Raw genomic sequence first — 26292 nt, forward strand, 5'->3', positions numbered from 1 at the left:
TTTAATGACAGTTTGTCGCCTATACCGGGCGCGGGGCAGCGAGTTGGGTAGAATGCGGGCCTTTGCCGCTTCTCACACCGAGGTTGCGTGATGTCCTTGCAAGTGCTCTGGGGGTTTCTGGCCGCCCATCCCACCAAGTTGATCAACCTGCTGGCGCTGCTGCTGACCTGCCCAGGCGGGTTGCTGCTGCACAGTGCCCGGCGACGCGAGGCCGAGACCCGCGAATACATGGCTGTGGAGGAGGGGGTGGTGGACGCGTTCGACCTGCGGGTGCCACGCTACTTCTACATTCTTGGTTTTTCGTGCCTGGCGATGGCGTTGCTGTTGTCCTGGTTCAGTACCTGGGTCTGAGAACCATTGGGGCCGCGTTGCGGCCCATCGCGACACAAGGCCGCTCCCACAGGGAATTGCGTACTCCTTGTGGGAGCGGCCTTGTGTCGCGATTGGGCTGCAACGCAGCCCCCGGGATCGATCAGGCTACAGGTGCCTGCTGCCTGACCTGGTACTGGTTACGCACTGGCGTCGCATACTGCAGCACCAGGTAAGGCCGCTGCTCTTCGGGGCAGGCATCCAGCCGACGCTGCCATTCTTCCTTGGCCTTGGCCAGCTCGTCCGCCGGGAACACCTTCTCGGCACTCGGCACCTGCAACGCTTCGTCCTTGCCTTCCCACATCGCATAGGCCAGGTAGTGCACCGGGAACAGGCGGTAACCGCCAAGGATCTGCCGGTCGATTTCCGCTGCCAGCTGCTTGGTATCCTCGTGGTACGCGGTCACCGGCGCGGTGAAGTTGATGTGCACGCGGCCCTTGTAGCCGGTAATGCCCTTGGCGATGCTGTTGTCATCCTCGCCTGGTGCCTTCGTGTAGGTACCGGTAGTGGCGCGGATGTACAGCTCGCGGGCCTTGGCCTGGTCACACGGATCATATTCGTAGCTGATCGACACCGGCGTCAGGTTGAGGCTCTGGATCACCGCACCGAACGGCTCGTCCTTGCGGCTCATGTGGAACATCTTGAGGATCGCCGAATCGGTACGGTCGTCACCGTCCTTGGCGCGGCCTTCGGCCTGGGCAATCCAGATCGACGTGGCGTCGTTGCGGATCGAGTGGTTGATGTAGGCCGAGAGCAACTGGTAAGCCGCCAGCTTCTCGCGGCGCCCGCTGATCGAGCGGTGCACGATGAAGCTTTTGTTCAGGCGCATCATGTCGCTGACAAAGGGCTTTTGCAGCAGGTTGTCACCAATGGCAATGCGCGGGGTGGGCAAGCCTGCGTGGTACACCGCGTAGTTGACAAAGGCCGGGTCCATGACGATGTCACGGTGGTTGGCCAGGAACAGGTAGGCGGTGCCTGCCTTGAGCTGTTCCACGCCCGAATAAGTAACGCCGTCGGTGGCGCGGTCGATGGTCTGGTCGACGTAGTACTCGACTTTGTCCTGCAAGGTCGAAACGCAGGTGACGCCGGCAAACTCCTTGCGCAGGCGGCGGGCAATCAGCGGCTTGAGCAACCAGCCGAGAGCACCGGCCGCACGCGGGAAGCGGAAGTGGGTGAGGATATCGAGGAATGCCGGGTCGCTGAGCAGGCGTGCCAGGACGGCAGGGACCTCAGCGTCGTCGTACGGTCGGATGGCATCGAATTCGCCCATCATGCTCTCTTGTTGGAAACGGCTAGGGTAATAGGTAGGGGCGGGCTCCGAAAAACGGCTCGGACACACACAGGCCCTGTAAACAGACCGGCAATTATACGCATAAGTCACCCCGGAGGCCGCGATGCTGGAAACTGCCAACTACGATTGCCCTTATTGTGGCGAAGAAATCGAAACCACGGTGGACCTGTCCGGTGGCGATCAGGAGTACTTCGAGGACTGTCAGGTGTGCTGCAAGCCTGTCCGCTTCTTGCTGCAGGTGCATGGCGAGGAATGGATGCTGGATGTCTTCGGTGAGAATGACTGATGCGACGGATCTACGAACCTGAAAACCTGCTCGAGGCCGAAATGCTGCTCGGTATGCTGGCCAGTGAGGGCATCAACGTGCAGCTGGTGGGCCGTGACTTGATGGGGGGCGTAGGCGAACTGCCCCTGCAAGGTCTGTTGGGGCTTGCGGTGGCGGATGAGCAGGCCGAGTACGCACGGCAGCTGATCGATGCGTACAATGATGCCCAGCCACTGGTTGGCGACGAACCGGAGAGCTTCCCCGGTACCTTGATCTGCTAGGTTCTGAATTCGCCCATGTGTGGACGTTATGCCCTGTTTCGCTGGCCCCAGGCGCTTGCCAGCCTGCCTGGCTTCCCCCAAGGCCAGCCGGCCCAATGGAACATTTCACCCGGGGCTTCGGTGCTGATCCAGCGCCAGCTCGAGGGCCAGCAGCAAGTGGCCAAGGCGCGCTGGGGGCTTACCCCGGCCTGGCTCACTGACCTGTCCCGCACACCTGCCCACGCCCGCGCCGAAACCCTGGCCGAGCAGCCGATGTTTCGCGATGCCTTTCGCCAGCGTCGCTGCCTGATGCCGGCCAACGGCTTTTACGAGTGGCGTGGCAGCGTGCGTAAACGCCCGTACTGGTTGACCCCGGGGGAGGGCTCGTCGCTGTATTTTGCAGCGGTGTGGGAGGCCTATCCGGTGCAGGACCAAGTGTGGCTGAGCTGTGCTGTGGTGACCCAGGCAGCCATGAACCAGCGTCGGCCGCTGATACTGGACGAGGCCGCGCAGGCGGCGTGGCTTGACCCGGATACGCCGATCACCCGCTTGCACGAGTTGCTGGCCAGCCCCTCGGCAATATTGCGAGAGCGGGCCTTGGCCAATTTCGTCAATGACCCGAAACTGGATGCGCCGGAGTGTTTGACGCCGTTATGACTGTAGTGGACTGCCTATAACGCCTAGTATTTCTGCTAGTTGACCACCTCCAGGGCCCGCCATAAGGTTGATCGTACCTACTTGGTGCAGCTGTTGAGGGGATTGATGATGAAAAATAATGCATTGTCAGGCCAGGAAAAACTTGCTGTTTCGTCTGCGCTCACGGCATTCAGGGTTTTACCTTCGACGGATTCAGATACAAGAGTCTTTGGCCGTTGGTTCGGTTATGCTGATTTTCAGCCCACGGGCATCTTCCTCGAGCCCGGAGGTTATGTCCGGTATCAATTCTCGCTGCCGCCTAGGGCAAACGTGAAGATGCAACTCCTCGTCGGAACTCCCGGCTTCAATACACAAGGCTCCGAGACTGAATGCCCTCGTACCCATGAAATGCCAGAATACCCTGGAATCGTCACTGATCCGGAAGGCGGGTTATTATGGGTGCGGGTAATACCTGATGGGGTGGGCCCGACCGTCGAGGAGGTAACGATTAATTTTGAATGCATTGCTAACTCACATCGAGTACCTGTATTTATACAAGGCGAAACGTCCGTAGATCAGTGGGGCCAGATGCTTGAGGCTGCCAAGGAGCATGGGCGAGCGCCAGTGCAGCTCATGAGTGATAAAGTTGTTATCACCGCGTGGTGGGAGACGGCTTATGCCTATAAGAGTCACGATCCCTCGGCTGTATTAGACGAGTACAAAGAAATTCTAAGAGTTGAAAATGAAATCGGTGCAATTGGTTATGGTGCGGAACAAGAACCACCCAGTCCGCTGCGCATATTGGTCTCGGAGAAGGAAAGTGGCAACCCTAATGCCACTCACTATCGAATAAGTCTACCGCAATACGGCAGGTCGCTATTGACTCCCGACGGTGTGCGCGGCGACTGGGGAATCTGGCATGAGTTGGGTCATATGCAGCACCAAATTTCATGGAGCGCAAATGCGTTGACTGAGAACTCCGTCAATATATTTTCCCTTGCAGTGCAGCGCGCGCAAAAAAAATATTCAAGGGTGGTGCCTTACGACCGTGAAGCGCATGCCTTTTTGAATAGTTCCGATCCGAATAAGAAGTTTGAAGACAATGACGAGTTTGTCCGCCTCATCATGTGGGAGCAATTGAGGACAGCTTACGGCGACGCGTTCTTTCATCGGCTCCATCGTGAGAGCCGTAGTCATGGCAACCATGAACCTGGCCAGGGTGACGCTCAATACCGTCATTACTTCATGGTCACCAGCGCATGGGCTGCGCAGCACGATCTCACAACATTCTTCACTCGATGGGGTTGGCATCCAACCCCGCGCACACTTGATGCGATCCGAGATTTGAGGCTGCCAATGCCAGAGCCGGACCCGTCCACCCTCCACGTGAAGGCCGAAACGCAGATCGACGCAGTTGAGCCGCATTCAGATGGTATCGAAATAAGGGGGGTTGCCCGCCCTGGGAGCCGCCTGAAAACCACCAATGATCCTGATATGGGTTGGTATGACCCAGAAGGCGGGATTACCTACGCCAACGCTTCAGGCGATTTTTCTGTGGTCACTCGAAGGTTGGTCGATGGCAACGCAGTGGTCAAATCCTATGACCCGCAAACAGGAGAGGCGTTGGGCGAGTCGAACCATGTGCCAGTGAACCTGCAGGGCACGGCTGCAGAATTCTCTTGCTGTACGGAACATGAAACCGGTGCCGATCATTGACTTTCGGTGATAGTCGATAACTGGGGCTAGTGGCAGTCATCACGCCAGCGAAACGCCGGTGTGATGCATTACAAGACAAGCTGCCTACGCGCGATCGGGTGTGGGCGCAGGTGTACCCGGATGTGAAGAATCTTCCCTACGGCTATAGCGGGCACTGGCGACTCGGCCTAGGATACGGCGCATGTAAAAAGGGAGTGTTTTCATGCGTAAGTCTTTTGTCGTCAGCCTGCTCAGTGCTGGCATCCTGCTGGCCGGCTGCCAGGCAGTGAACACCACCAGCGGCGGTGCTGTTGGCGTCGAGCGCCAGCAGTACATGTTCAGCATGCTCTCGACCGATGAGGTCAACCAGATGTACGCCCAGTCTTACCAGCAGACCCTGGGTGAGGCATCGAGCAAGGGTGTGCTCGACAAGTCCAGCGCCGATGCCAAGCGTGTGCAGGCGATCGCCAGCCGCCTGATCGCCCAGGCGCCCAAGTTCCGCCCGGATGCCGCGCAATGGAACTGGGAGGTAAACGTCATCAAAAGCGACGAGCTCAACGCCAACTGCGGCCCGGGCGGCAAGATCATCGTCTACACCGGGCTGATCGATCAGCTCAAGCTCACCGATGCGGAAATTGCCGCAGTGGTGGGGCACGAGATTGCCCACGCCTTGCGTGAGCACAGCCGCGAGGCCATGTCCAAGGCGTATGGCGTGGAAATGGCCCGCCAGGGTGCCGGCGCCATTTTCGGCCTCGGCCAAGGCAGCATGGCCATGGCCGACACGGTGGTGAACTACGCCATGACCCTGCCCAACAGCCGGGCCAACGAGAACGAGGCCGACCTGATCGGCCTGGAGCTGTCGGCGCGTGCCGGTTACGACCCGAATGCCGCGATCACCTTGTGGAACAAGATGAGCAAGGCTTCCGAAGGTGCACCGCCCGAGTTCATGAGTACTCACCCGGCATCCGCGAGCCGTATTGCTTCGCTGCAGGCGGCGATTCCGAAGGTGATGCCGCTGTATCAGGCGGCAAAGCAGTAAGACCGCAAGGGGGCTGCTTTGCAGCCCCTTCAGCATTTAGCCAACCCAGCCACTGGCTTTCATCGCCGAGTACACGGCCACAATTGCCAGCACGAAGAACGCTGTGGCCGCCAGGCGACGGATCAGGGTCAACGGCAGTTTGTCTGCTGCAAAGTTACCCGCAAGAACCACCGGCACGTTGGCAATCAGCATGCCCAGCGTGGTGCCGATAATGACCATGATCAGGTGCGGGTACTGCGCCGCCAGCATGACGGTGGCGACTTGGGTCTTGTCACCGATTTCGGCCAGGAAAAACGCGATCAGCGTAGTCAGGAACGGCCCGAAGCGGCGCGCCGGGTTCTCGTCGTCATCCATCTTGTCCGGCACCAGGGTCCACAGTGCAGTGGCGGTGAAGCTCGCGGCGAGGATCCAGTGCAATGCCGAGTCGCTGAAGAAGCTGCCGAACCAGGCGCCCACGGCACCGGCCGCAGCATGGTTGGCCAGGGTGGCGGCGATGATGCCGGCGATGATCGGCCACGGCTTGCGGAAGCGGGCAGCGAGAATGAGCGCGAGCAGTTGCGTCTTGTCGCCGATTTCGGCGAGGGCAACGATAGCGGTGGGGACCAACAGAGATTCCAGCATCAGGATTCCTACGGGGGCGGGTCGACACGGCTATGACACGTACAGCCTCCCCGCCCCGGGTAAGGTGTGCGTGTCATAGGTCTTGTCAAACCCTGGATCCGTCTTTGCGGATCTCTCCATGCGTGCTGGCATGGTGGGTCGCACGCGCCATGGTCTGTTGACCAAGTATGTTGACGCGTACCGGGCGAGCAGGGTGCTCGCGGGAGACTACTCCCCTAGGACGGTGCGGATTCTGCCTAGGCAAAACGCTTTCGGCAAGCGCTGTTTTTATCCGTGTGTTGCCTGATAGATACGGAAACCGTCAGCGTCGTCGCGCACCTGGCAGTTGCCCAGCGCCCCTTCGATCAGCGGCTGGTAGCGCAGGAAGCTGTTGGCAACAAGGCGCATTTCACCGCCTTTTCGCAGATGAACGGCCGATTTTTTCAGCAGGTTTTCCGAAGCCTGGTAGTTGGTGTGCACCCCGGTGTGGAACGGCGGGTTGCTCAGGATCAGGCTCAGTTCGGTGGGCGCCGCGTCGATACCATCACCGCTGATAACGTCGCCTTCCAGGCCGTTGGCAGCCAGCGTCAGGCGGCTGGCCGCGACGGCGAAGGCATCCACGTCAAGCAGCGTGACCCGGCTTTGCGGATAGCGGCGCTTGACCGTTGCGCCCAATATCCCGGCGCCACAGCCAAAGTCCAGTACATGCCCGCTCGGCAGGCCGTCGAGGTGCTTGAGCAGCAGGGCCGTACCGCGATCAAGGCGCCCATGACTGAATACGCCAGGCAGGCTGACCACTTGCAACGGGCCGTCCTCCAGGGCCAGCACGAAGCGTTCGGCCAGGCTTTCCAGCGGTTTGGCCACGGGCGCCTGCTCGATCGTGACTTGCCACAGCTGGCAGTGCCGGGCGCTGTCCAGCTTGCGCGGTCTGCCAAAGGCCTGCAGCTGTTTGGCCGCGCCTTCGATGCCGCCGCGTTTTTCGCCAACCAGGTACAGCTCACCGCCGGCCAGGCGCGACGCCAGGGCATTGAGCAGGTAGGCAGCCAGTTCACGGGACTTGGGCAGGAACAGCACGGCGCTGTCGAAGGCCACCTCGGGTGGCTCGACACCATAGTGGCTGCGACCGGCAAAGCGGCTTTCGAGCATGGCGTGATCGCCCGCATGCCATGTCCAGGCCTGGGCCTGCGGCAATTGGCCGAGCAGGCCATCAGCGGGGGCGCCGGCGATCAGCAGCGGGCCCTGGAACAGCTCTGCCTGGCGGAGCAATACTTCACTGCGCGGGTCCATGGACGACGCCTCCTGAAAAAGTGGCGCAGTGTAGCAGAGGCGGGCGCCCCGCTCAGCTGACCACGCGGCGCGGCTGACCGGCGAAGAAGGCCTGGGCGTTTTCACTGAGCTCGCCGACGATGCGTTGGCGCGACTCCACTGCCCCCCAGGCGCTGTGCGGGGTGATGATCAGCCGCGGGAGGCCGGGTTCGAGCAACGGGTTGCCGTTGACCGGCGGCTCCACGCTCAGCACGTCGGTGGCCGCGCCGCCCAGGTGGCCACTGCGCAGGGCATCGGCCAGTGCCTGCTCGTCGATCAGGCCGCCACGGGCGGTGTTGACCACCAGGGCACCGGGCTTGAGCAGGGCCAGTTCGCGGGCGCCGAGCATGTGCCGGGTGTGCTCGTTCAGCGGGCAGTGCAGGGTCAGGGCATCGATTTGTGGCAGCAGTTCGTCCAGCGGCAGGCGGTCGGCGCGCTCCGGGCGGCCAGGTATTTGCCCGCTGAGCACGCGCATGCCGAACGCTTCGGCCAGCCGCGCCACTGCGCCGCCCAGTTCGCCGTGGCCGAGCAGGCCGAGGGTTTTGCCTTCCAGCTCGACGATGGGGAAGTCCAGCAGGCAGAACTGGCTGGCCTTGGCCCACTGGCCGTCGGCTACCGCCTGGTTGTAGTCGCACAGGCGAGTGGCCAGGGCCAGCAGCAGGGCGAGGGTATGCTGCGCGACGGACGGTGTGCCATAGCCCTGGCAGTTGCATACCGTGATGCCTTGGGCTCGCGCTGCTGCCAGGTCGACATTGTTGGTGCCGGTGGCAGCGACCAGAATCAGCTTGAGCTGTGGGTTGGCGGCCAGGGTCGCGGCGTCGAGCATGACCTTGTTGCTGACCACCGCCACGGCGCCCTGCAGACGCTGGCTTACCTGGTCAGGGCGGGTTGCATCGAACAGCTCGAGTTCATCGAACTGGCTTCGTAGCGGGGAAAGGTCGAGGTCACCAAGGTCCAGGGACTGGTGATCGAGAAACACGGCGCGACGCGGGCTGGGCATCAGTAAGGCTCCGTTGGCAGGGCAGGGATGATCCATCCCCCGGACAATGCCACTCATACCCCGCGCAGCCAAATCATTCCTTCGGCTGATTTAGCCGTCACATTCGCGAACTACAGTAGTTCCCAGACTTTTCCGGCCCGCTTTTCAGAAAAGGGATACCCATGCTGCAGACCCGCATCATCAAGCCCACCGAGGGCGCCTACGACTACCCGCTGCTGATCAAACGCCTTTTGATGTCCGGCAGCCGTTATGAAAAAACCCGCGAAATCGTCTACCGCGACCAGTTGCGCCTGACCTACCTACAGCTCAACGAACGCATCGCGCGCCTGGCCAATGTGCTGACCGAGGCCGGGGTAAAGGCCGGTGACACTGTGGCGGTAATGGACTGGGACAGCCACCGCTATCTGGAGTGCATGTTCGCCATCCCGATGATCGGCGCCATTGTGCACACCATCAACGTGCGCCTGTCGCCCGAGCAGATCCTCTACACCATGAACCACGCCGAAGACCGCGTGGTGCTGGTCAACAGCGATTTTGTCGGCCTCTACCAGGCCATTGCCGGGCAACTGACCACCGTTGACAAGACCCTGCTGCTGACCGATGGCCCGGACAAGACTGCCGAGCTGCCCGGCCTGGTGGGTGAGTATGAGCAGCTGCTGGCAGCCGCCAGCCCCCGCTACGATTTCCTGGATTTCGATGAAAACTCGGTGGCCACCACCTTCTACACCACCGGCACCACCGGCAACCCCAAGGGGGTGTACTTCACCCACCGGCAGCTGGTACTGCACACCCTGGCCGAAGCTTCGGTCACCGGCAGCATCGACAGCGTACGCCTGCTGGGCAGCAACGATGTGTACATGCCCATCACGCCGATGTTCCATGTACATGCCTGGGGCATTCCCTACGCTGCCACCATGCTTGGCATGAAACAGGTATACCCGGGGCGCTACGAGCCAGACATGCTGGTCAAGCTGTGGCGCGAAGAAAAGGTCACGTTCTCCCACTGCGTGCCGACCATTTTGCAGATGCTGCTCAACTGCCCGACCTCGCAAGGGCAGGACTTCGGCGGCTGGAAGATCATCATTGGCGGCAGCTCGCTCAACCGTTCGCTCTACCAGGCTGCCCTGGCGCGTGGCATCCAGCTGACCGCCGCGTATGGCATGTCCGAAACCTGCCCGCTGATCTCCGCTGCGCACCTGAACGACGAGCTGCAGGCCGGCAGCGAGGATGAGCGCGTCACCTACCGCATCAAGGCCGGTGTGCCTGTGCCGCTGGTCGAGGCGGCCATTGTCGATGGCGACGGCAACTTCCTGCCGGCAGACGGCGAAACCCAGGGCGAGCTGGTGCTGCGCGCGCCGTGGCTGACCATGGGCTACTTCAAGGAGCCGGAAAAGAGCAAGGAGCTGTGGCAGGGGGGCTGGCTGCACACCGGCGATGTCGCCACCCTCGACGGCATGGGCTACATCGACATTCGTGATCGCATCAAGGATGTGATCAAGACCGGTGGCGAGTGGGTTTCTTCGCTCGACCTGGAAGACCTGATCAGCCGTCACCCGGCCGTGCGCGAAGTGGCGGTGGTGGGGGTGGCCGACCCGCAGTGGGGCGAGCGCCCGTTCGCCTTGCTGGTGCTGCGCGACGGCCAGGCCATCGATGCCAAGGCGCTCAAGGACCATCTCAAGCCATTTGTCGAGCAAGGGCACATCAACAAGTGGGCGATTCCTAGCCAGATCGCCGTTGTTACTGAAATTCCCAAGACCAGTGTCGGCAAGCTCGACAAGAAACGCATCCGCCAGGACATCGTCCAGTGGCAGGCCAGCAATAGCGCGTTCCTGTCCACGCTGTAAACGCCGTGCGGGTCGCGCGCGTCAGAACGCGACCCGCACGCTAGAGGCCTCGGCACCTTGCCAAATGGCAGAAATGCGCCATCCTTGAGCTCTGCCAGCCCGCAACCGGGACAACACTGCAGCGAGTTGGCAGCATGGAGCGCAAATCACACTTTAGAGGGATCAAGCGCCTGTGCCTTGCTGGCTATAGTCGGGGCCAGGGGATTTTCAGGAATGGGGGAGGGCGATACGCGCAAGCCGTGTCGCCGCAGGTGAAAACCTGCAAACCGGTCGCTCGGGCCGTTCTTGAAAGGACTCACTGCCATAACAATAAAGTACATGGAGTAGCGTCGATGAAATCTGCAAACCTGTTCTGGCGCCGGGCCAAGTTGCCCTTGGCCGTCAGCCTTGCTTCCACGCTCGCAAGTCCTGCTTTCGCTGTCAGTTTCAACATTGGTGAAATCGAAGGGCAGTTCGACTCGTCGCTCTCCATCGGCGCCAGCTGGTCGACGGCCAACCCCAACAAGAACCTGATCGGGGTGAACAACGGCGGCAAGGGCCTGTCGCAGACCTCTGACGATGGCCACCTGAACTTCAAGAAGGGCGAAACCTTCTCCAAGATCTTCAAGGGCATCCACGACCTTGAACTCAAGTACGGCGATACTGGCGTGTTCGTGCGGGGCAAGTACTGGTACGACTTCGAATTGAAGGACGAAGGCCGCGAGTTCAAGGACATCAGCGACTCTGGCCGCAAGGAGGGCGCCAAGTCGTCCGGGGCCCAGTTGCTCGACGCCTTTGTCTACCACAACTATTCCATCGGCGATCAGCCGGGCTCGGTGCGCCTGGGCAAGCAGGTGGTGAGCTGGGGTGAGAGTACCTTCATCGGCGGCGGCATCAACTCGATCAACCCCATCGACGTGTCGGCGTTCCGCCGCCCGGGGGCCGAGATCAAGGAAGGCCTGATCCCGGTCAACATGTTCTACATCTCGCAGAGCCTGACCGACAACCTGTCGGCAGAGGCCTTCTACCAGATCGAGTGGGACCAGACGGTTGTTGATAACTGCGGTACGTTCTTCTCCCAGCCGGACATCATTGCCGACGGCTGCACCGACAACCTGCGTGTGCTCAACAGCAGCCGTACGGTGCCTGGTGCGGCCCAGCAGTTCCTCGCCACGCGGGGTGTGAACATCAACGAGGAAGGGGTAATGGTGCGCCGCGGGGCCGACCGTGATGCCCGCGACAGCGGCCAGTTCGGCGTGGCACTGCGCTATATGTTTGACCCGCTGGACACCGAGTTCGGTGCCTACTTCATGAACTACCACAGCCGCGCGCCGATCTTCAGCGCCACCGGTGCCCCACCGTCGGTGTTCGCCGGCCTGAGCGCGCTGCCTGCACAGTTGCGGGCGCTGGCTCCGCTGATTGTGGCCGGTAACTCCGAATACTTCGTCGAGTACCCCGAGGACATTCGCCTGTACGGCCTGAGCTTCTCCACTACGCTGCCCACGGGTACGGCCTGGAGCGGTGAAGTCAGCTATCGCCCCAACGCCCCCGTGCAGCTGAATACCACCGATATCCTGTTCGCGGGTGTGCGTCCGATTGGTGGCGCACTGAGCAACGCTTCGCTGCTCACCGGTACCCCCGGGCAAGACCTGCACGGCTACCGTCGCAAGGAAATCACTCAGTTCCAGACCACTCTGACGCACTTCTTTGACCAGGTCATGGGCGCCAGCCGCATGACAGTGGTGGGCGAAGTGGGGGTCACCCACGTGGGTGGCCTGGAGAACGCCCGCGAGACCCGCTATGGCCGCGACCCGGTCTTCGGGCCCGGCCCGCTGCCTGCCACCGGCGGCGCGGACACCTGCCAGGCACTCAATACCAGCACCATCGCCGGCGCAGGGGCCGGGGCGTCCACCACCAACCTGAATCGCAAATGCGAGAACGACGGCTATACCACCAGCACCTCCTGGGGGTATCGCGCCCGGGTCATCTGGGACTACAACGACGTCTTCGCCGGGGTCAACCTCAAGCCCAGCGTGGCCTGGTCGCATGACGTTTCCGGCTATTCGCCAGGCCCTGGTGCCAACTTCGAGGAAGGGCGCAAGGCAGTCAGCCTGGGCCTGGACGCCGAGTACCAGAACACCTACACGGCGAGCCTGTCGTACACCAACTTCTTCGATGGCAAGTACAGCACCGTGGATGACCGTGACTTCGTCGCGCTCAGCTTCGGCGTGAACTTCTAAGCACACAGATCCAGGACGACACGACATGAACAAGACCAGAAGTCTGCTGCAAGCCGGTGTACTGGGCCTGTCCCTGCTGGCGACCAGCGTCATGGCTGCGGTATCCGCCGACGAAGCGGCCAAGTTGGGCAGTACCCTGACCCCGATGGGGGCTGAAAAGGCTGGCAATGCCGATGGCTCGATCGGCCCTTGGGAGCCGCTGTCGAAGAGTGCGGGCAGCGTCGACGGCAAGGGTTTCCTGGCCGACCCGTATGGCAGTGAAAAGCCGCTGTTCACCATCACTGCGCAAAACGCCGAGCAGTACAAGGACAAGCTTTCGCCGGGCCAGATGGCCATGCTCAAGCGCTACCCGGATACCTTCAAGATCCCTGTATTCAAAACCCATCGCGGCTCCACGGTACCTGCGGACGTGTTCGCCGCCATCAAGAAAAACGCCACCCAGACCACGCTGACGGAAGGCGGCAACGGTTTGAACAACTTCGACACGGCGGTGCCGTTCCCGATCCCGAAAAACGGCCTGGAAGTGATCTGGAACCACATCACCCGTTACCGGGGGGGCAGTGTCAGCCGCTTGGTGATCCAGGCCACGCCGCAGCAGAACGGCTCTTTCAGCCCGGTTTACTTCTCCGACCAGTTCGTATTCCGCGACAGGATGAAGGATTACGACCCAAAAAACCCGGGCAACATCCTGTTCTACTTCAAGCAGGAAGTGACCGCGCCAGCGCGCCTGGCCGGGACCGTGCTGCTGGTGCACGAAACCCTCGACCAGGTGAAGGAGCCGCGTAAGGCGTGGATCTACAACGCCGGCCAGCGTCGCGTGCGCCAGGCGCCGCAAGTGTCGTACGACGGCCCGGGTACCGCCGCCGACGGCCTGCGTACCTCGGACAACCTGGACATGTTCAACGGTGCGCCGGACCGCTACGACTGGAAGCTGGAAGGCAAGAAGGAACTGTACATCGCCTCCAACGCCTTCAAGCTGGATGACCCCAAGCTGAAGTACGCCGACATCATCAAGGCCGGGCACATCAACCAGGACCTTTCCCGTTACGAGTTGCGCCGCGTCTGGCATGTGGTCGCAACCCTGAAGCCGGGCCAGCGGCACATCTACGCCAAGCGTGACTTCTACATCGACGAAGACACCTGGCAGGCCGCAGTGATCGACCAGTACGACGGTCGTGGCCAACTGTGGCGCGTGTCCGAAGCCCATTCCCAGCCGTATTACAACAAAGAGGTGCCTTGGTACACCCTGGAAACCATCTACGACCTGCAGTCGGGTCGTTACCTGGCCCTGGGCATGAAAAACGAAGAGAAGCGCGCCTACGATTTTGGCTTCAGTGCCAGCAAGGCGGACTTCCAGCCTGCGGCGTTGCGCCAGTCGGGTATTCGTTGATCTGAACACTCCCCACTGCATGTGATCTCCAGAACGCCCCGGCCTGCCCGGGGCGTTTCTGTTTCCTGCTCCGGCGATAATTTCCAGTCAAACACAGGCCCTGTAGCAGCAGCCTTGTGCTGCGAAGAGGCCGGTAAGGCTAAAGACTATCTTCGGCTGCAATGGCCTCTTCGCAGCACAAGGCTGCTCCTACCGGTACTGCACTGGCCTTGAAAGCTGTGCAATCCCTGTGTGAGCGGGCAATCAATCTGCTGAATACCCACCCAAACCCCCGCCCCAGCCTCCTGTCCATCAGCCATGTTGCTTTTTGTCGCAGTCTTTTCCGGGGCAATTGTGCCCATCATCTTCAAATGCGCTGCGTTACCGGCTAGTCTCGCAAGCATCCATACCGCCGTAGTCTTCCACCCAGAACGAGCCGGCCATGACAGACTTGTCCCGTACGCATGGATTCGCCAGCCAGGCCTTGGGCCTGCTGGACGGGCGTTTCTTCCGGCCACCGCTGCCGGACGGCCATGTGCCGCGCCTGCGCCTGTGTCAGCGCTTGCACGCCGGGCTGGGTGGTCGGTTGCTGCTGGTCAATGCCCCGGCGGGTTTCGGCAAAAGCTCCTTGGCCATCGAGTTTTGCGAAGCGCTACCTGAGCACTGGCGCAGCCTGTGGCTGGGCCTGAGCCAACGTGATGCCGACCCTGGCCGCTTCCTCGAGCGCCTGCTCGAAGGCCTGCAGCAGTACTGCCCGGCACTGGGCGGGCAGGCCATGGGCTTGCTGAAAATGCGCCAGCGTCACCAGCCGTTCGCCTTCGAGGAGTGGATCGACGGCCTGCTCGACGAGCTGGCGCTTTACCTGCAAACCGATACCCCTTTGCTGCTGGTGCTGGATGACTATCACCTGGCCCAGGGGCCCGTGCTCGACCGCTGCCTGCAGTTCTTCCTCAACCACCTGCCTGCCGGCCTGGTGTTGCTGGTTACCAGTCGCCAGCGCCCGGACTGGCACCTGGCGCGTTTGCGGCTGTCGCGCCAGCTTGTCGAACTGAACGAACAGGATTTGCGCCTCACCGCCGAAGAGTCGCTGGCGGTGATCGGCCGGCAGCCACCGGGCCTGCGCGGGCAGGCACTGGACAATCTGATCCAGCGCAGCGACGGTTGGGTGGCCGGTTTGCGTTTCTGGCAACTGGCCGCCAGCGAATCGGCGGACGAGCAAGCTTTGCCCCAGGCCTTGCATGGCGGCGAAGGCCTGATCCGCGACTACCTGCTTGAAGAAGTCATCGATATGCTGCCCGCCGACGTGCAGGCGTTCTTGTATGACACGGCCTGTCAGGAGCGTTTCTGCGCCCCGTTGTGCGATGCCTTGCGTGGCCGCCACGACAGCGCCGCAGTGTTGCGCTTCCTGCAGGCACACCAGGTATTCCTGGTGCCGCTGGACGAGCATGGCCACTGGTTCCGCTACCATCACCTGTTCTCCGATCTGCTGCGCAGCCGGCAAGCCAATGAACCACTGGCCGGCCTGCAACTGCGTGCCTGTCGCTGGTTTGAAAGCCAGGGCCTGCTGGACGAAGCGGTGGAGCAGGCGTTGCGTGCCGGCCACCTCGATGTCGCGGCCGACCTGGTGCAGAGCCTGTCCGAGGAGCAACTGCTGGCTGAACAGAACGTCGGCATGTTGCTGCGCTGGAAGATGGACCTGCCCGACAGTCTTCTGATCAGCACACCGCGCTTGATCGTGCTGTACAGCTGGGCGTTGGGTCTGGCTTGCCAGCTGGACGCAGCCGAGGAACTGGCCGGCTACCTCAGCCGCTTTCTGCCCGCGCCTTCGGCGACCGCGCAAAAATCGATGCTGGCCCAATGGCTGGCGCTGAGTGGGGTCATCGCCCGTGGCCGAGGCGACCGCGAACGCACCCTGGCTTATTGCGGCGAAGCGCTGCAGAGCCTGCCGAGCAAGCGCTATGGCCAACGCCTGGTGTGCTTGTCGACGCTGTCCAATCTGGCCATTGCCGATGGCGACTTCTGGCGGGCCAGGGGCTGGAACCGCGAAGCGCTGGAGCTGGCCCAGCGGGTTGGCAACCCGTTGTTCGAGGCGCTGGCCCATTACGACCGGGCACGTGTGCTGCACGCCCGCGGCGAGGTACTTCGGGCGCTGGACGAAGTGCGCCAAGGGCTTCAGCGCCTGCAAGGGCTCTCGGCGCAGCGGCTGTATGCCGTACGTGCGCGCCTGACGCTTTACGAAGGTTACCTGCTGGTCTCGCGCCTGCAGCCGGCCCAGGGCCGTGCGCGTTTGCGCGCGGGGCTGGGCGAGGCGCGGGCCTGTCGGGATATCAGTGTGCTTATCGGCCATTGCGTCATAGCGACCCTCGATGGCCGGGAAGGGCACTTTGCCGAGGCCTTTGCCGAGTTGGCCGAGGCCGAGCGCCTGATGCATATCTGGGACGTGCCCCCGGTCTACTACCTGGCCATGATTACCCTGGTCAAATGCGAACTCTGGCTGGCCCAGGGGCGTACCGACCTGGCCGAGTCCTGGCTGCTGCGACTGGGCCAGACCTACGGCGGCGAGCAGCCGGCAGCAGCACCGGAGTTCCACCCGCTGCTGCCGTTGCACATTGCGTTGCAGCAGGCGCTGCTCGAGCGCATCCAGTTACGTGGCGACGATGCCGTGCAACGGCTGGCAAGCCTGGTCGAGTGCGGCCGGGCCAGTGGCGGCATGATGCTCACCGTCAGCGCCCTGTGCCAATGGCTTTCCCTGCTGCTGGACGAAGGCCGGGAAGGGCAGGCCGCGCAGTTGCTACCCAGCCTGCTGGAATCTGCGCGGGGCGGAGTGCTGCAACCGTTTCAACCCCTGCTGCAAAAGCATCCGCAATGGCTTCATGAGCAATTGCAGGCAGGTGCCGCCTGCCCGGTTCAGGCCGAGCTGCTCAAGCGCCTGCCGCAACTGCCGAGCGCTAACACCGGTACCGGTGAAGCCCTGAGTGGCCGCGAAATGGCAGTGCTCGAACTGATTGCCCAAGGCTGTTCCAACCAGCAGATCAGCGAGCGGTTGTTCATTTCCTTGCACACCGTGAAGACCCACGCCAGCCATATCAACAGCAAGCTGGGGGTCGAGCGGCGCACCCAGGCGGTGGCCAAGGCCAAATCTCTGGGGCTGCTGGCGTGATACTGGCCCTTGAGGTCTTTGCCCGCTAAAGTGATGGCCTGAGGCCATGGATTGTGGCCGGCAATGCTCTACCCTCATCTTTCCCGACCAGCTGCCGATACAGCGATCGGTGGCATCGCCTCGCGCGATTTTTCAATCATTCCAAGGCAGGTCGTGTTGATGCTGCAGTACGGGCAAAAGAGCTTTCTGATCGTCGACGACTTTACCGACTTTCGCACGTCGACTCGTTCCATGTTGCGCGAGTTGGGCGTGCGCGACGTGGATACCGCCGACAGCGGCGAGCAGGCGCTGCGCATGTGCGCACAGAAGCGCTATGACTTCATCTTGCAGGACTTCCACCTGGGCGACGGCAAGAAGAACGGCCAACAGGTGCTCGAAGACCTGATCATCGACAAGCACATCAGCCATGAGTGCGTGTTCATCATGGTCACGGCCGAGAGCAGCCAGGCCATTGTCCTCAGCGCCATCGAGCACGAGCCCGATGCCTACCTGACCAAGCCGTTCAACCGCGTTGGCCTGGCCCAGCGCGTCGAGAAACTGTTCCAGCGCAAGACGCTGCTCAAGCCGATCCTGCAGGCACTGGACCGCAACCGCCCGGCCGAAGTGCTGGCTGCCTGTGCCGAACTGTGCAAGAAGGACCCGCGCCTGGCACCGCTGTGCCTGCGTTATCGGGCCGACGCCCTACGCAACCTCAACCGCTTCGAGGAACTGGAAAAGTTCCTCAAGGCCATCCTGGCCAGCCGCCCGCAGCCTTGGGTGTATGCCGCGTTGGGCGCCCTGATGCACAAGCGTGGCCAGAATGCCCAGGCCCAGGGCGTGTACGAGCAGGCGCTCAAGGCGTTCCCGATCATGCCCGGCCTTTACGACGGCATGGCCGAAGTGCTGGTGGCTCAGGGCGATACCAGGCGCGCACAAAACCTGCTTGAAGAAGCCGTACGCCTCTCACCACTGTCGGTCCGTCGGCAGTCGACGCTGGGCAAGCTGGCGCTGGAAAACCAAGACTTCGAGAGCGCGTCGAAGGCGTTCCGCCATGCCGTGAATCAGGGGCAGAGCTCGCGCTACAAGGATGCTGAAAACAACCTTGGCCTGGTGCAGGCGCTGATGAGCAAGAACGCAGGCTTTGGCCTGGACGCCCGTACCCGGGTCGAAATCAACACCACGCTCAGCGAAGTGGCCAAGGAAAACCCCGAAGACCAAGGCTTGCAGGTGCGCGCGCGGATGATGAAGGCGGCCAGCCTGCAGCAGGCGGGCGACCCGGAAACAGCCGGCAAGCTGACCGAACAGGCGATCCAGCGCCTGGACAAGATGAACCAGTTCTTCTCGGTCGATGCGGCCCTGACCGTTGCCGCGCAGTTGCAGGCAATGGGGCAGGAAACCGCCGCCCTCGGTGTGCTGAAGAACTGTGTGGAAAGTTATGGCGATGACCCCAAGGTCATGGAAAAAGTCGGCAAGCTGACGGACGACCCCAGCGTGCTCAACGCCATTACCGAAGCGGTCACCCTCAATCGCCAGGGTGTGCGCAGTTACCAGGGAGGGCAGCTTGGCGAGGCGTTGCAACTGTTCCGCAAGGCGCTGGGTATGCAGCCGAAGAACATCAGCATCGCCCTTAACACCGCCCAGGCGCTGCTGCGCATTGGCGGTGAAAACCCTCAGCCCGCGATCATGCAGGAATGCCAGGACGCCTTGACCAGCGTGGCCGGTATCCCTGCCAGCGACAATCGCTATGACCGTTACCGCAAACTGCACATCCGAGTGTTCGGCGCATGAATCAAGACAATCAGGGGCTGGATTTTTCCACGGTGATCGCCTCCACCGTGCACGACCTCAAAAGCTCTTTGGCAGCGCTGATCCAGTCCCACAACCAGTGGGTGGAACGCTTGCCTGAAGAGCTGCGCGGTGGTGCCGAACAGGGGATCATGGAGCACGAGTTTCGTCACCTCAACGGCATGCTGGTGCAGTTGCTGGGGCTGTACAAACTGGGTGTGAACCAATTGCCGGTATGCCCGGACTATCACGAGCTGGATGACTTCATCGAAGCCCAGCTGGCGGCGCACCAGGAAGTACTGAAACACAACGACATCCTCGCCACCTGGCGCATCGACACCGACAACCCGCTGGGCTTTTTCGACCGCGAACTGGTGGCCTCGGTGATTGCCAACGTCATCACCAACGCCACCCGCTTTGCCGGGCACGCCTTGCTGATCACCATTGAAGAGGCCGACAACCAGCTGGCCATTTGCGTCAACGATGACGGCCCGGGTTACCCAAAGCACATGCTCGAGCGCCAGGAGGAGTACATCCAGGGCATTGACTCGACCAGCGGCAGTACTGGCCTGGGGCTGTATTTTGCGGCGCGCATTGCAGCGCTGCATGAAAGTGGCGGGGTGCGGGGGCGGATCGAGATTTCCAATGGCGGCGCGCTGGGTGGCGGGTTGTTCAGGTTGTTCCTGCCTTAGGATATGTGGCGTGCATACATCGAGCGCCGCCCGCGCGGCGCTCGATTTCACAGGCGCCACACCTCGCAAGGCATGAACCGCGTGCGCCCACCCCATTTTCCTGTCACGCTCTTCAAAGACCCAGGCTTTGCTTTAGAGCTCATCATGACCCAGACCCCACCTGCCCTCATCCGCGAAACCTTCCCCGTAGGCCCCCTGCAGTGCAACTGCACACTGATCGGCGACCCGCTGACCAAAAACGCCATCGTCGTCGACCCAGGTGGGGATGTGGACAAGATCCTCGCGCGCCTGCAGGCCCACGGCCTGACGCTGGTGAGCATCATCCACACCCACGCGCACTTCGACCATCTTCTTGCCTCGGGCAAATTGAAGGAGCTGACCGGCGCCACCTTGCACCTGCACAAGGACGACCAGGTACTGTGGGACAACCTGGAGATGCAATGCCAGATGTTCGGCGTTCCCTACACGCCGGTGCCGGCTCCCGATCGCTGGTTGGGCGATGACGAAGAACTGGCCTGCGGCTGTGGCGTGGCCTTGCATACGCCAGGGCATACCCCAGGCTCGATGAGCTTCTGGTTCGCCGACGCCAAGCTGTTGATTGCCGGCGATACCTTGTTCCGCCGTGGCATTGGCCGCACTGATTTGTGGGGGGGTGACCAGCGGGCTATCGTGCGTTCCATCAAGGAGCGGCTGTACCGGCTGGACGAGGAGGCTATCGTGGTGACCGGCCACGGGCCCGATACCCGACTGGGCGATGAGATGCGTGAAAACCCCTTTGTCCGTGCCTGAAGGCACATGAAGGCTCTTTCATGGAATTTTTCATTGCCGATGCAATCCAAGGCTGGCATAGATCCGCTTGTGATCTGCCGCATTTATGAATTTCAGTAGGAGCTTGTCCATGTTCACCATGCGTCGTCTGATTATCGTCGCAACTGCCGCGGCCCTGATGACCGGCTGCGCCGGCCAGAACCCTTATGACAACCAAGGTCAGGCGCAGGGCTCAACGGGGATGAGCAAGACTGCCAAATACGGCGGCCTGGGCGCGCTGGCTGGTGCCATCGCCGGTGCTGCCATCGACCACAACAACCGTGGCAAGGGTGCGCTGATCGGTGCCGCTGCGGTAGGTGCTGCAGCCGCAGGTTATGGCTACTATGCCGACAAGCAAGAGGCCGAGCTGCGCGCCCAGATGGCCAACACTGGGGTTGAAGTTCAACGCCAGGGCGACCAGATCAAACTGATCATGCCGGGCAACATCACCTTCGCTACCGACTCGGCCAACATTGCCCCAAGCTTCTACTCGCCGCTGAACAACCTGGCAGGCTCGTTCAAGCAGTTCAACCAGAACACCATCGAAGTGGTCGGCTTCACCGACAGCACTGGCAGCCGCCAGCACAACATGGACCTGTCCCAGCGCCGTGCGCAGGCGGTCAGCACCTACCTGACCTCGCAGGGTGTGGATGCTTCGCGTATCTCGGTGCGTGGCATGGGCCCGGACCAGCCGATCGCCAGCAACGCCGATGCCAATGGCCGTGCGCAGAACCGCCGGGTGGAAGTGAACCTGAAGCCGATTCCGGGTCAGCAATATGACCAGCAGCAAGGCCAGGTTCAGCAGTATCCCTGATTGACCCCCGGGGCCGCTTTGCGGCCCTATCGCGACGCAAGGCCGCTCCCACGGGCATTACACGATCCCTGTAGGAGCGGCCTTGTGCCGCGAATGGCTGCAAAGCAGCCCCAGCTTTTAGCGCGCTACGCTGGCCTGAATCGCCGTCAGGGCGATGGTATGCACGATATCGTCAACCTGAGCCCCGCGCGGCAAGTCGTTCACCGGTTTGCGCAACCCCTGCAGCATTGGCCCCAGGCTGACCCCGTCGGCACTGCGTTGCACTGCTTTGTGCGTAGTGTTGCCGGTATTGAGGTCGGGGAACACGAACACCGTGGCACGCCCTGCCACCGGGCTACCTGGCGCCAGCTCCCGTGCAATCGCCGGGTTGGCTGCCGCGTCATACTGCAGCGGCCCATCAATCAGCAGCTGCGGCGCTGCACCCTGTGCCAGGCGTGTCGCCTCGCGCACTTTCCCAACCTCTTCATCACTGGCCGAATCGCTTGAATAACTGATCATCGCCACCCGCGGCGCGATGCCGAAGGCCTGCGCCGATTCAGCACTCTGCCGGGCGATCTCGGCCAGTTCGCAAGCGCTCGGGTGAGGGTTCATCACGCAGTCGCCGTACACCAGCACCTGTTCGGGGAACAGCATGAAGAACACGGATGACACCAGGCTGGAGCCCGGCTCGGTCTTGATCAACTGCAAGGCCGGGCGGATGGTGTTGGCGGTGGAGTGCACCAGGCCCGAGACCAGGCCGTCCACCTCGTCCAGGGCCAGCATCATGGTGCCGATCACCACAGGGTCTTCCAGTTGCTGCTCGGCCATTGGCGCGTTGAGGTTCTTGCTCTTGCGCAGGGCGACCATCGGCTCCACGTAGCGCCCGCGAATCAGCTCGGGGTCGAGAATTTCCAGGCCAGGCGGCAGGGTAATGCCTTGCGCACGGGCTACGGCCTCGACATCTTCGGGCTTGGCCAGCAGCACGCAGCGGGCAATGCCGCGCGCCTGGCAGATAGCTGCGGCCTGCACCAGCAGCGGCTCGGCACCTTCTGGCAAGACAATGCGCTTGTTGGCCTGCTGCGCCCGCTGAATCAGCTGGTAGCGGAAAACCGCTGGCGAGAGGCGCATTTCGCGCGGCGTACCGCAGCGTTGGTGCAACCAGGCTGCATCGAGGTGGCTGGCGACAAAGTCGGTGATGAACTCGGCGCGCTCGCGGTCGTCGACCGGGATTTCGCGGTTCAGCGAATTGAGCTGGTTGGCAGTGTCGTACGAGCCGGTGCTGACCGACAGGATCGGCAAGCCTGCCTGCAGCGCGCCGCGGCACAGGCCGAGGATACGCGCGTCGGGCTTGCTGTCGCTGGTTAGCAGCAGCCCGGCCAGTGGTACGCCATTGATTGCGGCCAGGCTGACGGCGAGGATGATGTCGTCGCGATCGCCCGGGGTGACCACCAGGGTACCCGACGTCAGCAGCGGCACCGTGTTGGCCACGGTGCGTGCGCAGATGATGATCTTGCTCATGCGCCGTTGCTCGTAGTCGCCGGGGTTGAGCACCTGGGCGCCGAGCAGATCGGCCACGTCGCGGGTGCGCGGGGCGTTCAGCTCTGGCTGGTAGGGGATGCAGCCGAGCAGGCGGAAGTCGTTGCCGCGTAGCAAGGGCGAGTGCTCGCGCAGACGGGTGGCAAAGTCCGCCATGCTTTCATCGGTGCGCACCTTGTTGAGGATTACTCCGAGGACCTTCGGGTCGCGTGGGCCGCCGAACAGCTGTGCCTGCAGTTCAACCCGGCCGGACAGTTCGCTGAGCACTTCGTTTTCCGGCGCCGACACCAGGATCACCTCTGCATCCAGGCTCTTGGCCAGGTGCAGGTTGACCCGCGCCGCGTAGCTTGCGTGGCGCGTGGGCACCATGCCCTCGACCACCACCACGTCATTGCCAACGCAGGCTTGCTGGTAGAGGCGGATGATTTCTTCGAGCAATTCGTCCAGCTGGCCGTCGCCAAGCATGCGCTCGACCTGGGCCAGGCTCAGAGGCATGGGTGGCTTGATGCCGTGGGTGCGCGCCACCAGTTCTGTCGAGCGCTCGGGGCCGGTGTCGCCCGGGTGGGGCTGGGCGATCGGCTTGAAAAAACCGACTTTCAGGCCGGCGCGCTCCAGGGTGCGCACCAGGCCCAGGCTAATGGAGGTCAGGCCGACACCAAAGTCGGTCGGCGCAATGAAAAATGTCTGCATGCGTGCTTCTCGAAATAAGCGGTGCAAGAAATTAACGGCCAAGGGTAGCGCTATCGGTCCCTTGTGCGCACCAGCCACAACTAAAAGGTTGGCCTATGCGCTGCGTACGTTGTGCCGGATCGAGCACCCAGGGGCGTGCCTGCCACGGCGGTTGGTGGCGCAGGTGCTGTGTGTGACCGCACGAAAGCTCGACCACCCAGTGGCCTTCTTCGTCCTGGTGGAAGCCGGTGATCCGACTGATGGGCCGTTGCTCGTCCGCAGTGCGTTCGCAATCGGACGATGGCTTGGTTACACTTGTCCGCTCTACATACTTTTGCAAAAGGTCTTGCCCCATGCTGATCGCCGCCAACAAGGCTGTCTCCATCGACTATACCCTGACCAACGACGCCGGGGAGACCATCGACAGCTCCGCCGGTGGCGCGCCGCTGGTCTACCTGCACGGTGCCGGCAACATCATCCCGGGCCTGGAAAAAGCCCTGGAAGGCAAACAGGCCGGTGACGAGCTGAACGTTACCATCGAGCCGGAAGACGCCTACGGCGAATACCTGGCCGAGCTGGTCAGCACCCTGAACCGCAGCCTGTTCGAAGGCGTTGACGAGCTGGAAGTGGGCATGCAGTTCCACGCTTCGGCGCCGGACGGCCAGATGCAGATCGTGACCATCCGCGACCTCGACGGCGACGACGTCACCGTTGACGGCAACCACCCGCTGGCCGGCCAGCGCCTGACCTTCCAGGTCAAGGTAGTCGACGTGCGTGACGCCAGCGAAGAAGAAATCGCTCACCGCCACATCCACGGTGAGGGTGGCCATCACCACTGATTTTCTGCGCTAAGCTCAGAAAGTCGCCAGGCGCTCGGGCAAGCCGATTTGCCTTCCTACGGGAGGTGGACGGTTTGAACGGGCGCCTTTTTAGTGGGCGCAATTCGCCTGTGCGGCAACCGGGAACCTGAGAGGGGATTCGTCATGAGTGCATTTCACGACCTGAAACTGGAGGCGCTGAACGGCGGGGAGCTGTCCCTCGCACCGTTCAAGGGCCAAGTGGTGCTGGTGGTCAACGTTGCCTCCAAATGTGGTCTCACGCCGCAGTACAAGGCCCTGGAAAACCTCTACCAGGTTTACAAGGACAAGGGCTTCAACGTGCTTGGCCTGCCGTGCAACCAGTTTGCCGGCCAAGAGCCGGGCTGCGAAAAGGAAATCCAGGAATTCTGTAGCCTAAACTACGGGGTGAGCTTCCCGCTGGGCGGCAAGCTGGAGGTCAACGGGCCGCAACGCCATTCGTTGTACCGCCTGTTGGCGGGTGAGGGGGCCGAGTTCCCCGGTGATATCACCTGGAACTTCGAGAAGTTTCTGGTGGGCAAGGATGGGCGGGTGCTGGCGCGTTTTTCGCCGCGCACGGCGCCGGATGACCCGGCGGTGGTGCAGGCGATCGAGAAGGCGTTGGCCTGAAGAGTGCCTGTCGCGAAACGTTTGGCGCCTGTGAGATCGAGCGCTGCCCGCGCGGCGCTCGATGTCACAGGCGCTGCAAAAATGGCGCAGAACGCCCAGCCGCAACACCTGGTTGCCTGCAAGCGTTGCACAGGTACCCCTCAAATTCTTCGACAATCGCCGGCCAACCCTGACGGCTGGCATGCTGGCGAGCATTAAGGCGCACCCGGCGCAACGTTTCCTCTTCCTCCAGCAGCCAGCAGGCCGCGTCGACAAACCCCGCCTGGTCCCCCGGCATCGCCAGCACGCCGCTGTGACCGTGGCGTATGTGCTGCGCTGCGGCTGCCTCGTCATAAGCAACCACCGCCAACCCCGAAGCCATGGCTTCGAGCACCACATTGCCAAAGGTTTCGGTCAAGCTCGGGAACAGGAACAGGTCACCGCTGGCGTAGTGCTCGGCCAGCACCTCACCGCGCTGGGCGCCGCAGAACATGGCATCCGGTATCTGCTGTTGGAGGGCGGCGCGCTGTGGCCCGTCACCCACCAGGATCAGGCGCAGGCGTTTCTGTGGATAAGTCTTCTGCAATGCTTCAACGCATGGGCGTAGTAATCCGAGGTTTTTTTCCACTGCCAGCCGTCCGACATGCAACACGGCGATATCGTCCGGGCCCAGCCCCCAGCTTTCGCGCAACGCCTGGTTGCGCCGGGCGGGGTTGAACAGGCAGGCATCGACACCCCGGGCCAGCAGTTCCAGGCGCTCGAAACCACGGCGTTCCAGCTCCAGGCGCTGGCTGAGGCTGGGCACCAAGGTGATTGCCGTGCGGCGATGGAACCAGCGCAGGTAGTGGGTGAGCAGGCGCGCCAGCAAACCCAGCCCGTACTGACCGGAATACTGCGGGAAGTTGGTGTGGAAGCCGCTGACGACCGCGATTCCCAGGCGTTTGGCGGCGCGCAGGGCGCTGAGCCCCAGCGGCCCCTCGGTGGCGATGTACAGCACGTCCGGGCGCTGCCGCCGCCAGCGGCGTAGCAACGTGTGCATGGACACTTCGCCCCACTGCAAACCCGGGTAGCCGGGCAGTGCCCAGCCACGACACAGCATCAGATGCGGGTCGTTGTGCACAGGTGCTTCGCCGGCCTGGCGCGGGCGTACCACCTCGACCTCATGGCCGCGTTGACGCAGCCCTTCACCAAGGCGGCCAAGTGTGTTGGCCACGCCGTTGATTTCGGGTGGGAAGGTCTCGCTGACCAGGGTGATGCGCAGGGCGGCTGTATTCATGACAAAAAGTTTCCGCCTGCCGGGTTGCGCCAATTTGACGGTTATGTGACGTAGAGATGACGCCTGACCACTGACGCTTTTGCCTTCATGAATATTTCGTTGCCCGGTGCTCAAGAAGGTGCAACCGGCAGCCGATGAAGATGCATTCGATTAGATGATGCGCTCCAGGAGTGCGGTGATGTTCAACAGCAAGCTCAAGCAAGAAATCCGGCAGCTGCGCGAAGACCTGATGTCAGTGGAACAGGTCAAGAGCAGTCT

At 62.2% G+C, this 26292-nt stretch carries 23 protein-coding genes and 1 riboswitch; of the genes, 16 read left to right on the plus strand and 7 right to left on the minus strand.

What is annotated here, in order from left to right:
* Positions 1–90: 90 nt before the first annotated feature.
* On the plus strand, positions 91–351 hold the full coding sequence (locus LU684_RS25345; RefSeq protein WP_016484887.1) for a hypothetical protein: 261 nt from the start codon (positions 91–93) through the stop codon (positions 349–351).
* A 121-nt stretch (positions 352–472) separates the two neighbouring features.
* Here LU684_RS25345 and LU684_RS25350 read toward each other — a convergent pair whose 3' ends face one another.
* On the minus strand, positions 473–1642 hold the full coding sequence (locus LU684_RS25350; RefSeq protein ID WP_080640993.1) for a 1-acyl-sn-glycerol-3-phosphate acyltransferase: 1170 nt from the start codon (positions 1640–1642) through the stop codon (positions 473–475).
* A gap of 121 nt (positions 1643–1763) precedes the next feature.
* Between LU684_RS25350 and LU684_RS25355 the strand changes: the two genes are divergently transcribed.
* From LU684_RS25355 to LU684_RS25375, 5 genes are all read left to right on the plus strand, one after another.
* Positions 1764–1946 carry a CPXCG motif-containing cysteine-rich protein gene (locus LU684_RS25355; RefSeq protein ID WP_023047680.1) on the plus strand — a complete coding sequence of 61 codons (183 nt, stop codon included), beginning with the start codon at positions 1764–1766 and terminating at the stop codon, positions 1944–1946.
* Positions 1946–2206, plus strand: a complete 261-nt coding sequence (locus LU684_RS25360) for a putative signal transducing protein (protein ID WP_016484890.1) — start codon at positions 1946–1948, stop codon at positions 2204–2206. Before LU684_RS25355 ends, LU684_RS25360 begins: the two co-directional genes overlap by 1 nt.
* Before the next feature lie 15 nt (positions 2207–2221).
* The gene (locus LU684_RS25365) at positions 2222–2842 is read left to right on the plus strand and encodes an SOS response-associated peptidase (RefSeq protein WP_016484891.1); all 621 of its coding nucleotides are present in this window, start codon (positions 2222–2224) and stop codon (positions 2840–2842) included.
* A 105-nt stretch (positions 2843–2947) separates the two neighbouring features.
* Complete coding sequence (locus LU684_RS25370; protein WP_232895182.1) at positions 2948–4537, plus strand: M60 family metallopeptidase; 1590 nt, start codon at positions 2948–2950, stop codon at positions 4535–4537.
* A 202-nt stretch (positions 4538–4739) separates the two neighbouring features.
* Positions 4740–5555 carry a M48 family metallopeptidase gene (locus tag LU684_RS25375; protein WP_016484893.1) on the plus strand — a complete coding sequence of 272 codons (816 nt, stop codon included), beginning with the start codon at positions 4740–4742 and terminating at the stop codon, positions 5553–5555.
* A 36-nt stretch (positions 5556–5591) separates the two neighbouring features.
* Here the strand turns inward: LU684_RS25375 and LU684_RS25380 are convergent, their stop codons facing one another.
* The 3 genes from LU684_RS25380 to LU684_RS25390 all read right to left on the minus strand — a co-directional run bounded on the left by LU684_RS25380 (position 5592) and on the right by LU684_RS25390 (position 8460).
* A complete protein-coding gene (locus LU684_RS25380; protein WP_016484894.1) occupies positions 5592–6176 on the minus strand; it encodes a TMEM165/GDT1 family protein in 585 nt (194 codons plus the stop codon).
* An 87-nt stretch (positions 6177–6263) separates the two neighbouring features.
* Positions 6264–6404: riboswitch (yybP-ykoY riboswitch) on the minus strand.
* 39 nt (positions 6405–6443) lie between these two features.
* Complete coding sequence (locus LU684_RS25385; protein ID WP_016484895.1) at positions 6444–7442, minus strand: class I SAM-dependent methyltransferase; 999 nt, start codon at positions 7440–7442, stop codon at positions 6444–6446.
* A 52-nt stretch (positions 7443–7494) separates the two neighbouring features.
* Positions 7495–8460, minus strand: coding sequence for a 2-hydroxyacid dehydrogenase (locus LU684_RS25390; protein ID WP_232895183.1), 966 nt, complete (start codon positions 8458–8460; stop codon positions 7495–7497).
* A 161-nt stretch (positions 8461–8621) separates the two neighbouring features.
* On the opposite strand from LU684_RS25390, the gene LU684_RS25395 reads away from it, so the two are divergent.
* From LU684_RS25395 to LU684_RS25430, 8 genes are all read left to right on the plus strand, one after another.
* Positions 8622–10304, plus strand: a complete 1683-nt coding sequence (locus LU684_RS25395; protein ID WP_232895184.1) for a fatty acid--CoA ligase — start codon at positions 8622–8624, stop codon at positions 10302–10304.
* A gap of 332 nt (positions 10305–10636) precedes the next feature.
* A complete protein-coding gene (locus LU684_RS25400; RefSeq protein WP_016484898.1) occupies positions 10637–12523 on the plus strand; it encodes a DUF1302 domain-containing protein in 1887 nt (628 codons plus the stop codon).
* Between the two features lie 25 nt (positions 12524–12548).
* A complete protein-coding gene (locus LU684_RS25405) occupies positions 12549–13913 on the plus strand; it encodes a DUF1329 domain-containing protein (RefSeq protein WP_016484899.1) in 1365 nt (454 codons plus the stop codon).
* A 421-nt stretch (positions 13914–14334) separates the two neighbouring features.
* Entirely contained in the window at positions 14335–17052 is a 2718-nt protein-coding gene (locus tag LU684_RS25410; RefSeq protein WP_016484900.1) for a LuxR C-terminal-related transcriptional regulator, read from the plus strand.
* Positions 17053–17211: 159 nt separating this feature from the next.
* Positions 17212–18819 (plus strand): tetratricopeptide repeat-containing response regulator, encoded by a 1608-nt coding sequence (locus LU684_RS25415; RefSeq protein WP_016484901.1) that lies wholly within the window; start codon positions 17212–17214, stop codon positions 18817–18819.
* Positions 18816–19508 carry a sensor histidine kinase gene (locus LU684_RS25420; RefSeq protein WP_016484902.1) on the plus strand — a complete coding sequence of 231 codons (693 nt, stop codon included), beginning with the start codon at positions 18816–18818 and terminating at the stop codon, positions 19506–19508. Before LU684_RS25415 ends, LU684_RS25420 begins: the two co-directional genes overlap by 4 nt.
* Positions 19509–19652: 144 nt before the next feature.
* Complete coding sequence (locus tag LU684_RS25425; protein WP_232895185.1) at positions 19653–20297, plus strand: MBL fold metallo-hydrolase; 645 nt, start codon at positions 19653–19655, stop codon at positions 20295–20297.
* A gap of 109 nt (positions 20298–20406) precedes the next feature.
* Positions 20407–21129, plus strand: a complete 723-nt coding sequence (locus LU684_RS25430; RefSeq protein WP_016501466.1) for an OmpA family protein — start codon at positions 20407–20409, stop codon at positions 21127–21129.
* 117 nt (positions 21130–21246) lie between these two features.
* On the opposite strand, the gene pta is transcribed toward LU684_RS25430, so the two are convergent.
* Both pta and LU684_RS25440 read right to left on the minus strand, forming a co-directional pair.
* On the minus strand, positions 21247–23334 hold the full coding sequence (gene pta / locus LU684_RS25435) for a phosphate acetyltransferase (protein WP_060517680.1): 2088 nt from the start codon (positions 23332–23334) through the stop codon (positions 21247–21249).
* A gap of 31 nt (positions 23335–23365) precedes the next feature.
* Entirely contained in the window at positions 23366–23668 is a 303-nt protein-coding gene (locus LU684_RS25440; protein WP_024717665.1) for a DUF3565 domain-containing protein, read from the minus strand.
* Between LU684_RS25440 and LU684_RS25445 the strand changes: the two genes are divergently transcribed.
* Both LU684_RS25445 and LU684_RS25450 read left to right on the plus strand, forming a co-directional pair.
* Positions 23667–24152 (plus strand): FKBP-type peptidyl-prolyl cis-trans isomerase, encoded by a 486-nt coding sequence (locus LU684_RS25445; protein ID WP_016484906.1) that lies wholly within the window; start codon positions 23667–23669, stop codon positions 24150–24152. The two genes, LU684_RS25440 and LU684_RS25445, sit on opposite strands and share 2 nt — an antisense overlap.
* A 144-nt stretch (positions 24153–24296) precedes the next feature.
* The gene (locus LU684_RS25450; protein WP_232895187.1) at positions 24297–24779 is read left to right on the plus strand and encodes a glutathione peroxidase; all 483 of its coding nucleotides are present in this window, start codon (positions 24297–24299) and stop codon (positions 24777–24779) included.
* A gap of 64 nt (positions 24780–24843) precedes the next feature.
* Here LU684_RS25450 and LU684_RS25455 read toward each other — a convergent pair whose 3' ends face one another.
* Positions 24844–26034 (minus strand): glycosyltransferase family 4 protein, encoded by a 1191-nt coding sequence (locus LU684_RS25455; RefSeq protein WP_016484908.1) that lies wholly within the window; start codon positions 26032–26034, stop codon positions 24844–24846.
* Positions 26035–26292 lie beyond the last annotated feature (258 nt).

The organism is Pseudomonas sp. NMI542_15 (assembly GCF_021283425.1).
Classification (GTDB): domain Bacteria; phylum Pseudomonadota; class Gammaproteobacteria; order Pseudomonadales; family Pseudomonadaceae; genus Aquipseudomonas; species Aquipseudomonas fortuita.